The following is an 8,504-nucleotide window of genomic DNA, read 5'->3' on the forward strand; positions in this document are numbered from 1 at the left end:
CTTTAGACCCAGCTCTCATGTTGAGTCAGTTCAGAAAGCTTTTCGACATCCAATAAAGCTTCCATATTCAGTAGGATGAGGTGACCTGCTTGCACCGAAGCGAGCCCCCGAATAAAACGCTGGTCCACCCCCATCGACACTTTAGGTGGTGCCTTGATGGCCTCGTCACTGAGGGGATACACCTCTGACACCGCATCAACCATGATGCCAAACGGGTTGCCTTGACCATCACTCAACACCACGACGACCGTCACGTCGGTCAGCTCGGTTTTGCCCAGACCAAGACGCATTTTGAGGTCAATGATGGGTAAGTACTCGCCGCGAATTTCCCACACGCCTTTGAAATAGTCCGGCGAGTTCGGGACTTTGCGCACCGGCGACCAGCCTCGTAGTTCTCGCACATCTAAAATCGGCACGCCGTATTCGTCATCTTGTAGGGTGAAACTTAAAAACTCATGTCGGGTTCCCATTACTTAGCCCTCAAGATTTTGTCCATGTAGAGTAGCTCGTGAGTATCAAGCAGGGACATCACCTGCTCGCCCACATTCATCAACCCAACCAAATAGGGTGTCACAGCCGTGTCGCCGACACAGGGGTGAAGGGTTTTGTCGTCTTGCGCCAATACATCGCTAACCGCATCCACCACAACGCCCATCAGGCGCACACCTTGGTCACCCTCTTCTCTCAATACAATCACAACGGTCGTGGGCAAGTATTGGCATTCACCTAACGAAAATCGTCGTCTCAAATCCGTCACTGGCACGATCATGCCGCGAATATTGATCACGCCACAGACGAATTCCGGGGCGCGAGGTATCGGCGTCGGCTTTTCCCAAACCCGAATCTCTTCGACATCCTTAATCGGCACCGCATACAACTCGTCAGCAAGCAGAAAGCTGAGAAAATCCGCGCTCTGCTCACCAAGCTCTTCGCTGTATCGCCCAGACACTAGCGCCGCGTCATGAGCTAGCGCGTCTGTATCTGGTTGAATGGCGGTCACTTGATTCATGATGTCTCCCTACGCCGCTAATCCGTTACTGCCCGCCGCATCAAGGTGGGTTTTCAAAAAGCCGGTAATTAATCCCTGAATATCCAAAATCAATGACACCGACCCATCCCCTAAAATGGTGGCGCCAGAAATACCGGAGACTTTGCTGTAGTTCGACTCCAAACTCTTGATGACCACTTGCTGCTGCTCTAACAGTTCATCAACCAATAACCCAACGCGATTGCCTGCCGCTTCCACAAAGCAGAGTATGGGGTGCTCACTGGGCGTAGCGGGAGCCAGTTCAAGCTCGGATTGCAGATTCATGATAGGGATGCTTTCTTCTCGTAGGCGATACAACAACACGCCACCGGAAGCGCGTTTGATCTTGCTCTCATCCAAAGAGACCGATTCGATGATGGTCAGCAACGGAATGACAAACACTTGGTCGGCCACTTTGATAAGCTGACCGTCCAAAATCGCCAAGGTAAGGGGTAAGCTGATGGTGAAACGGCTGCCTTTGCCCAGCTCGGATTCCACCTCGATGTGGCCGCCCAATTCTTCAATGTTGCGCTTGACCACATCCATACCCACGCCTCGCCCAGAAATATCTGAGACCGATTCCGCCGTCGAAAAACCGGGGGAAAAAATCAGGTTCATCACCTGCTGTTTGGAAAACTCGTCCCGGTTGGCATCGCTCGCGACAACGCCTTTTTCCTGCGCTTTTCTCCACAGCACATCGCAATCGAGTCCGGCGCCATCGTCGCATATTTGAATGATGATAGAGCCGCCTTGATGGAAAGCATTAAGCTCAATGATCCCAGCCTCGGGTTTACCTCGTTCACTGCGCGTTTGGCGTGACTCTATGCCGTGGTCAATGCCATTTCGGACCAAATGAACGAGCGGATCAACAATGCGCTCTAGCACCGTTTTGTCGAGTTCCGTGTGCTCGCCCTTGATCACCAACTCCACCTGTTTGTCCAAGCGAGATGACAAATCTCGAACCAAGCGGGGGAAGCGACTAAAGGCAAAGCTCATTGGCAACATGCGAATATTGAGGACGTTATCTTGCAGCTCCTTGCTGTTTTGCAACAGCTGCTCGAGCCCAGCTTTGAGTTTATCCAGTTTGTCTGGGGTAAAGTCGTTACCAATTTCCGTCAACATGGATTGTGTGATGACCAGTTCGCCCACCAAGTTGATCAAGCTATCGACTTTATCAATATCTACCCGAATGGAACCGACACTTGACTCGGTTTTCGTCGGTTTAGACACGGTTTTTGCTGACGTATCTACGCTTGGTTTGGTTGTGCCAGACTCAGATGCAGTGGACTTAGACGCAACCGAAGTCGAAGCAGAAGAGATTGACTCAGGTGGGGCGACTTCTAACGATGTCTCTTCAACCCCACGCTCACCACTCTCTGGTTTTCCTCGCATAATGCTAAGATCGCACTCATCCTCTACCCATTCGAATATCTCGCTAATCTCTTCTTGCGCGAGCTTACCATCCATAACGAGATGCCATTTCAGATAACAGAGCTCCGCCTCCAGTTGCTCAACCATGGGTAAGGTGCTGGTGTCGACGCAAATCGACATGTTCGGATCCAGTTCATGACATTCGCGAAGGATGCGTAACGGGTCGTTGCCGCTAAAAAACAGTTCAGGATGGGGAGCAAACGTAATGTGGTAAGGTAGAGAACCCGCATCGGATGCCTCCGCCAATGACTCGTCGGGCTCACTTTCAACGCTTGGTTCGTCACCTAATAAGCGTTCTAGCTCCTGACTGATCTCAGTTTTTAGGTTGGATTCATTAGGAACGCCAGACTCGTGCGCCTCAAGCAACGTGTGTATGCAGTCAACACTGCGCAGCAGGAGATCAATGCTGGCGGGGGTTAATTGGCGCTCGCCATTACGCACCAAATCCAGATACGCTTCAACGGAATGAGTAAACTCGCTGATATCGAGCAAGCCAAACGTGCCGGCTCCGCCTTTAATCGAGTGGGCGGCGCGGAAAATGGTGTTGATCTCTTCACTGTCGATGTTGGTGACATCAAGGTTGAGCAACACCTGTTCGAGAGTCTCAAGGTTTTCCCGACACTCTTCATAGAACATCTTACGCAGTTGACCCATATCTAGCGACATACTTTCCCCTCAAACGCTCTCTGTTCTAAACCGCTGACTACAGCACGCGCTTCAATGTTTTTAGCAAGGTATCGGGATTGAATGGTTTCACTAGCCACCCCGTCGCACCGGCCTGTTTGCCCTGCAGCTTTTTATCCGCACTGGTTTCCGTGGTAAGCATGAGGATCGGCACAAATTTGTACTGCGGTTTCTCTCGTAGCGCTTTAACCAACTCAAAGCCACCCATGTTAGGCATGTTGACATCGGAGATCACAACGTCAAACTTCGCGCTCATCACTTTATTCAGCGCGTCTTTACCATCATTTGCAGTTTCTACCTCATAGCCAGCATCTTTCAGGGTGTGACTGACCATTTGTCTGATTGATACAGAATCATCAACAGCAAGAATTTTAGTCATGAGATCCATCTCCAACGTCTGAACTTAACTTCAATAAATGTTGTAAACCCAAAGCGTTTGCTCCTTGTTTTAATGTGGCGCTCGGCTTGTCGAGTCGTATCTCGACTGAGTCGCGCTCTGCACTAAGAAAAAGAGAAACAAGGACCTGTAGGCCCGCGGCGTCGACTCGCTCCACATTGGAGGCGAGAATCACAAGCGAGCGATGATCATGAAGCCACTGCTTAGATTCAGCAGCGACATTGAGCGCACTTGAGATATCAAGCGCGTCAGGAAGTAGACAATCCTTTTTCATTGTTATTCTTATTTCCTAGCCACAAAACACTACGCACAAAGTTTTATATTGAGTTTAGGAAAGGTTCGTCATTTGGCAAATGTGACTTAACTTTTGATACAGCAAGTTGCGGTTAAAATTTTTGTCGTTGGGATAAAAACTATCGAAGATTTAGTGAGTTGCCGATAGAGGCGATTTTGAAAAAAATTCTTATTTTCTACTGTGTTTTATTGACTGGTTCTTTAGTACTAGTTCGCAACCGCGTTGAAGGTAGGGTGTTATAGAGTGAGATTTTACAGTGTAAATCGACTCGATTGTGTGGCCGTTTACACTGTAAATTTATCGTCTATTTTACAGTGTAAATTGGACTAGCCAGAACATTGAGATAACCAAGTTTCTATATCAAGCCGAAGCTGAGCTTCGACCTGCTTTTTACCAGGAAAACCTAAAGCCAAGGCACACTCACTCCAGCTCTGTTTTTGCAATACCTTTCTTATCATCACATCGCTGAACGCCTGAAAACCGTGTGTGAATGCAAAGCGATCGATCAGTGGCGCACAACTGTCATAACTCGCCCCACCTTTTGCATAACCCAACAGAAGCGCAGCCGTCCCAGTAGGGACAATGGAAGCATTAGTTTTTGGCGCCAAACTACGGACGACCTCAGTTTCAAGTTGGCGCAAACTGTCCGAGAGAGAATAGTGAAATTGCGTGGCGTAATGTTGCGCCACCTGTGCTAGCCACTCGGTATCGCCTTTGATCATAATGACTGAATGCGTACCGCTGGCGCTGTCTCGCTGACTGCTCACTTTGATCGGTGCAAAACCAGCTTGACGCCAAAACTTAACCAAATCAGCGGTGGCGCCAAAGCTGGTGGAGAGAAAGTCACACTCAACGCTCTCTTCAAGCTGTGCGAGTACCGCCAGCCCTACCCCTCGCCTTTGCAGATCGGGGTGAACCGCTATTCGCATGACACGCACACTTTTTTTCTGCGCCGCTCGCTCAATACCAAATTGATTCGCTAAGGTGCTGGGCACCAATTGACCTTTGGGGCGTCGTTTACCGAGCACAATGTCTTGCACCAGCTCTGCGGGCATGTTGCCCTCATCGACGGTCAACACGCAGGCAAGGCATGTTCCTGACTCAAACTGAGCATACACGTTGACGTTGGGTTCATCGAGGATAAGCATCAAATCATTGGGTGACGTCTGATAATGAGCGTTGACCAACAGCGCAAAGCACTGGCGCAGTAACTCAGGTTTTGCCAACAGCTGCGCTTTGTCGATGTGGGTGAGCGCGATCTCTGGCAACTGAGCGGGTGCAGGTTCTAACTCGGTGTCTAAGGCAAACGTCGAAAAATGCCATGCTTCCAACGGATCTCCCGCGTTCCAGCGAATCGGCTGTTGGAGATGAAGTTGTGCCATCCCCGGTCTTGCCACTTTAAGCCAATCTAAAAATTTGAGCGTAAAGCCTCGTCCACACCCCTCATAGCCGTGAATGGTGGTCGAAAACACGACACGATGATAACGCTCTGTGATCTGTTTGAGCATGGAAATAGGAATCGCAGATGCTTCATCGACCCACAAAGCATCACAATCCGGGCGCAGGCGCAGTAACTCATCTGGCGCAATAAACGCAAGGTGGCTCTCTTGGTAGTCTATGCGTGATTTGCTGACAATGGCGCCCTCAAGTTGTGAGGCGGCGTGCTCAAACACTGCGCGCGTAGCGGCCAAACTCGGTGCACAGACAAGAAGACGTTTTCTAGAAGCCTTCATCAGCCTTGCCGCCGCAATGCCTAATGCGCTGCTTTTTCCTCGTCCTCGGTCTGCCGTTAACACCAATGGGCGCTTTCTGTGGCCTTCCACCACGCGACAAATCGCTTCAATCGCTGAGTGTTGCTCGATAAACGGATCTTGAGTTTGTCCGCTCGTCATAGTGATGTTGGGGAGTGGTTTATCGGATGATAACCAATACAAGGATTGCATTGAGCGCAGCAACCACGTTTTCGATGAAGAAGCATCGATGCACTCGTCAAGCGTGAATATCACTACCCCGCCCCCTTTGACCGCACCGAGTGCCGCACTGACGCTGTTGGCATCGAAATCGTCGTTCACCGCGACCACTAAGAGCTCTATCTCTTGGCCCAGTAGCTGAGTGCCTTGCTTAGCCGCTAGATGACGAACGAGACGGTCATCTTGATTAAAGACAGTGTGACCGAGACAAACCGCCGATTGAGCGCCGCTCGCTGAAAGCGCAGCGCGCAATACCGTGTATTGCCATTGACCATCGCCTTCAATCACCACACCATAACGATGACGCACCAATTGGGCTTGTTGAAAAAGATCGCGAAAAAAGGACTCTATCGGATTCATAACACGTGGGTAACGGTGGACGATGGAGTGAGTATATCACTCTCGCTGCGCGCTGCGACATTCGCTCATTGTTTCTGCCCGCCGCCGCTTGCACCAGCAATAAAAAAACCGCTCGAACAAGGAGCGGTTTTAGATGACGTTGATGGAGGAGTTACTGGAGCTTAGCTTGCAAGAAATCCAGAATATCTTGCATCAAAGCATCATCGACTTTCTTTAGGTTCAGCGACAAACTGGAACCTTTACGGCTGTAGCTCGCGCGGCCTTTGACCAGCTCGGTTTTCGCACTGCCACTGGATTTGCTTGGCGTCATCTCTTCAATCCAAGATTCGATCGTTTCAGAGACTTCTTTGGTAATGCGTGCAACCCCTTGGGCTTCACTCCGTTGCCACACAAATCCCTCTTCACACTGACACTTTTCAAGCAGCTTTGCACGGTTCTCATCACTGAGTGCATTGAACTGCTTGTGCAACTTCACAATGGTAGGTCGACCTAAATCCGCCACATTCGGGTACGCTTGCAGCAGCTCAAGTGGCAAATCAGCAGCTTTCAATGCTCCACTGACCAAGGCTTCACTGCACTGAAACATCTTCGCCAGCGCTTTCTGATCCTCGGCTTCACCGCTAGCGAGCTTTGCTTGCATCTCTTTGCCCTTCTCATACAGAGACAAAGGCTTGTGGGCGTTCGCCACATCGGATAAGAATTTTGCATGTTGGGTGTTGATGTCATCGGCAACATAGATCAAGAACTCTTTGTTGGACAAAATACACGACATGCGGCGACGGCTACCATCGAGTACTTCAACCTTGCCATCTTCACGCTTGCGACCGACTGCCGGGTACTGCTGGCCGCGCTCACGTAAAGTGACCAATACATCCGATAACGCATGCTCATTGAGGAAAGATTGCTCGCGGGCATTATCTGCAAAAACAACGGTCTGCGCTTCCACTTGATCGGCCGGAATACGCACCAACTCAAACTGCACTAACTCCTCACCCGCAACCGCTAACTCGATAAACTGCGCTTTATCTTTCGCTGCTTGCTGGGCTTCTTGTGGTGTCGTGACTTGGCGTTTATTCGCCTTGCCGAACAATCTTGCATTTAAGTCTGAAGTTTTAATTGCCATACTCTAGTTTACCCCTGATTCAGTGATGACCAGTGACCGTGCAACACGCGCTCAAGCTCCAGTGCACTCTTTTGTACCGCATCTTGCGCGGTCGCTAGGGTTTTCTTACCGCCTTCGAAATCGCCGGTTGTGAGGTCAAACACCGTGCTGTAGGTGTCCGCACAGGTTTCAAACGCGCGGCTTCGCGGAATGGTGGCCATCATCACCTGATCGCCAAGCAAGTAGTTCATCTCAGTCAACACAGAAACTTGCTTCTTGTTGTCATCTTCAAACATGGTGGGCATCAGACGCACGAACTCAAGCCCTTTCCAATCTTCTGGGAACATTTCATACACCGTCGGCAGGTGCTGGAAGAAGTTGACGGTCGACGCCCAATCCAAGCGCTTCGCCGCACAAGGGATCAGCAGCGCATTTGACGCGTACATGGCATTCCATACTAGGGGATCCACGTGCGGACCGGTATCAATCATGATGACATCAAAATCGTCAGCAATCTTATCAATCAGCTTTTCTTTAAGTAGTTTTACGATATCCAACGACTGATTCTGCGACAAGCTTTGCCACGCTTCTGCGTTAAACATCGCATCTTCTGGAAAGGCAGACACGGTTTTTAAATTCGGGTACTGCGTTGGCAACATGACGTTTTTGCGCAAAAATGCCTTATCGACCTCAGTACCTTCAGGTACGTTATCGAGCATGATATCCACTGCAGAATAGATACTCTGGTGTTCACTAATGCTAATTTGTGGATTTAAGAATAGACGCAACGACCCTTGTGGGTCTAAGTCAATCAAACAAATGCGGTAACGTTTATCCAGATTGAGCGCTAAGCACGCCGCTAAGTGTACAGCGGTCATCGACTTACCGGTTCCGCCCTTTTGGTTCTGAACGTTAATGATCCACGGCTTATTCTCTGTGTTCTTTTTACGTTCATGAAACTTTGGGATGCCCGCCGCATCCATCAACATGTGCGCTTCTTGCAATGAAATGGAGTAGTGATTGGCGTTGTTTTTCGTAAATTGGTGACCGTCCGCTTCGAGCTTACTGATCGCATCGTCTAGTTTGCGACGCGTTAGCCCTGAGCGGGTTTCCATCAGCGCTTTCGACATCGGAGGAAAATGTTCGTCACGACGTTCTTCTAATACGATCTCTATGCGGTCCGCTTGAACTTGAGCCGTCTGCTCCGCCAATTGGTAGAGACTCTCTATGGTTTGTTC

General features: G+C 49.9%; 8 protein-coding genes. All 8 read right to left on the reverse strand.

Going from position 1 to position 8,504, the window contains the following annotated elements; translation table 11 throughout:
- Window positions 1-2 precede the first annotated feature (2 nt).
- A complete protein-coding gene (locus AC6R0L_RS11085) occupies window positions 3-470 on the reverse strand; it encodes a chemotaxis protein CheW (protein WP_500629184.1) in 468 nt (155 codons plus the stop codon).
- Window positions 470-1,009, reverse strand: coding sequence for a chemotaxis protein CheW (locus AC6R0L_RS11090; protein ID WP_500629185.1), 540 nt, complete (start codon window positions 1,007-1,009; stop codon window positions 470-472). Before AC6R0L_RS11090 ends, AC6R0L_RS11085 begins: the two co-directional genes overlap by 1 nt.
- Window positions 1,010-1,018: 9 nt before the next feature.
- Window positions 1,019-3,124 carry a chemotaxis protein CheA gene (locus AC6R0L_RS11095; RefSeq protein WP_500629186.1) on the reverse strand — a complete coding sequence of 702 codons (2,106 nt, stop codon included), beginning with the start codon at window positions 3,122-3,124 and terminating at the stop codon, window positions 1,019-1,021.
- Window positions 3,125-3,161: 37 nt separating this feature from the next.
- Window positions 3,162-3,521, reverse strand: a complete 360-nt coding sequence (locus AC6R0L_RS11100) for a response regulator (protein ID WP_334553027.1) — start codon at window positions 3,519-3,521, stop codon at window positions 3,162-3,164.
- Window positions 3,514-3,813 carry an STAS domain-containing protein gene (locus AC6R0L_RS11105; protein WP_500629187.1) on the reverse strand — a complete coding sequence of 100 codons (300 nt, stop codon included), beginning with the start codon at window positions 3,811-3,813 and terminating at the stop codon, window positions 3,514-3,516. Before AC6R0L_RS11105 ends, AC6R0L_RS11100 begins: the two co-directional genes overlap by 8 nt.
- 347 nt (window positions 3,814-4,160) lie before the next feature.
- Window positions 4,161-6,164 (reverse strand): tRNA(Met) cytidine acetyltransferase TmcA, encoded by a 2,004-nt coding sequence (locus AC6R0L_RS11110; protein ID WP_500629188.1) that lies wholly within the window; start codon window positions 6,162-6,164, stop codon window positions 4,161-4,163.
- A 151-nt stretch (window positions 6,165-6,315) separates the two neighbouring features.
- A complete protein-coding gene (locus tag AC6R0L_RS11115) occupies window positions 6,316-7,287 on the reverse strand; it encodes a ParB/RepB/Spo0J family partition protein (protein WP_500629189.1) in 972 nt (323 codons plus the stop codon).
- An 8-nt stretch (window positions 7,288-7,295) separates the two neighbouring features.
- The coding region (locus tag AC6R0L_RS11120; RefSeq protein ID WP_500629190.1) for a ParA family protein at window positions 7,296-8,504 on the reverse strand (1,209 nt) is incomplete at its 5' end.

The organism is Vibrio sp. R15-SG3-ISO1A (assembly GCF_059833955.1).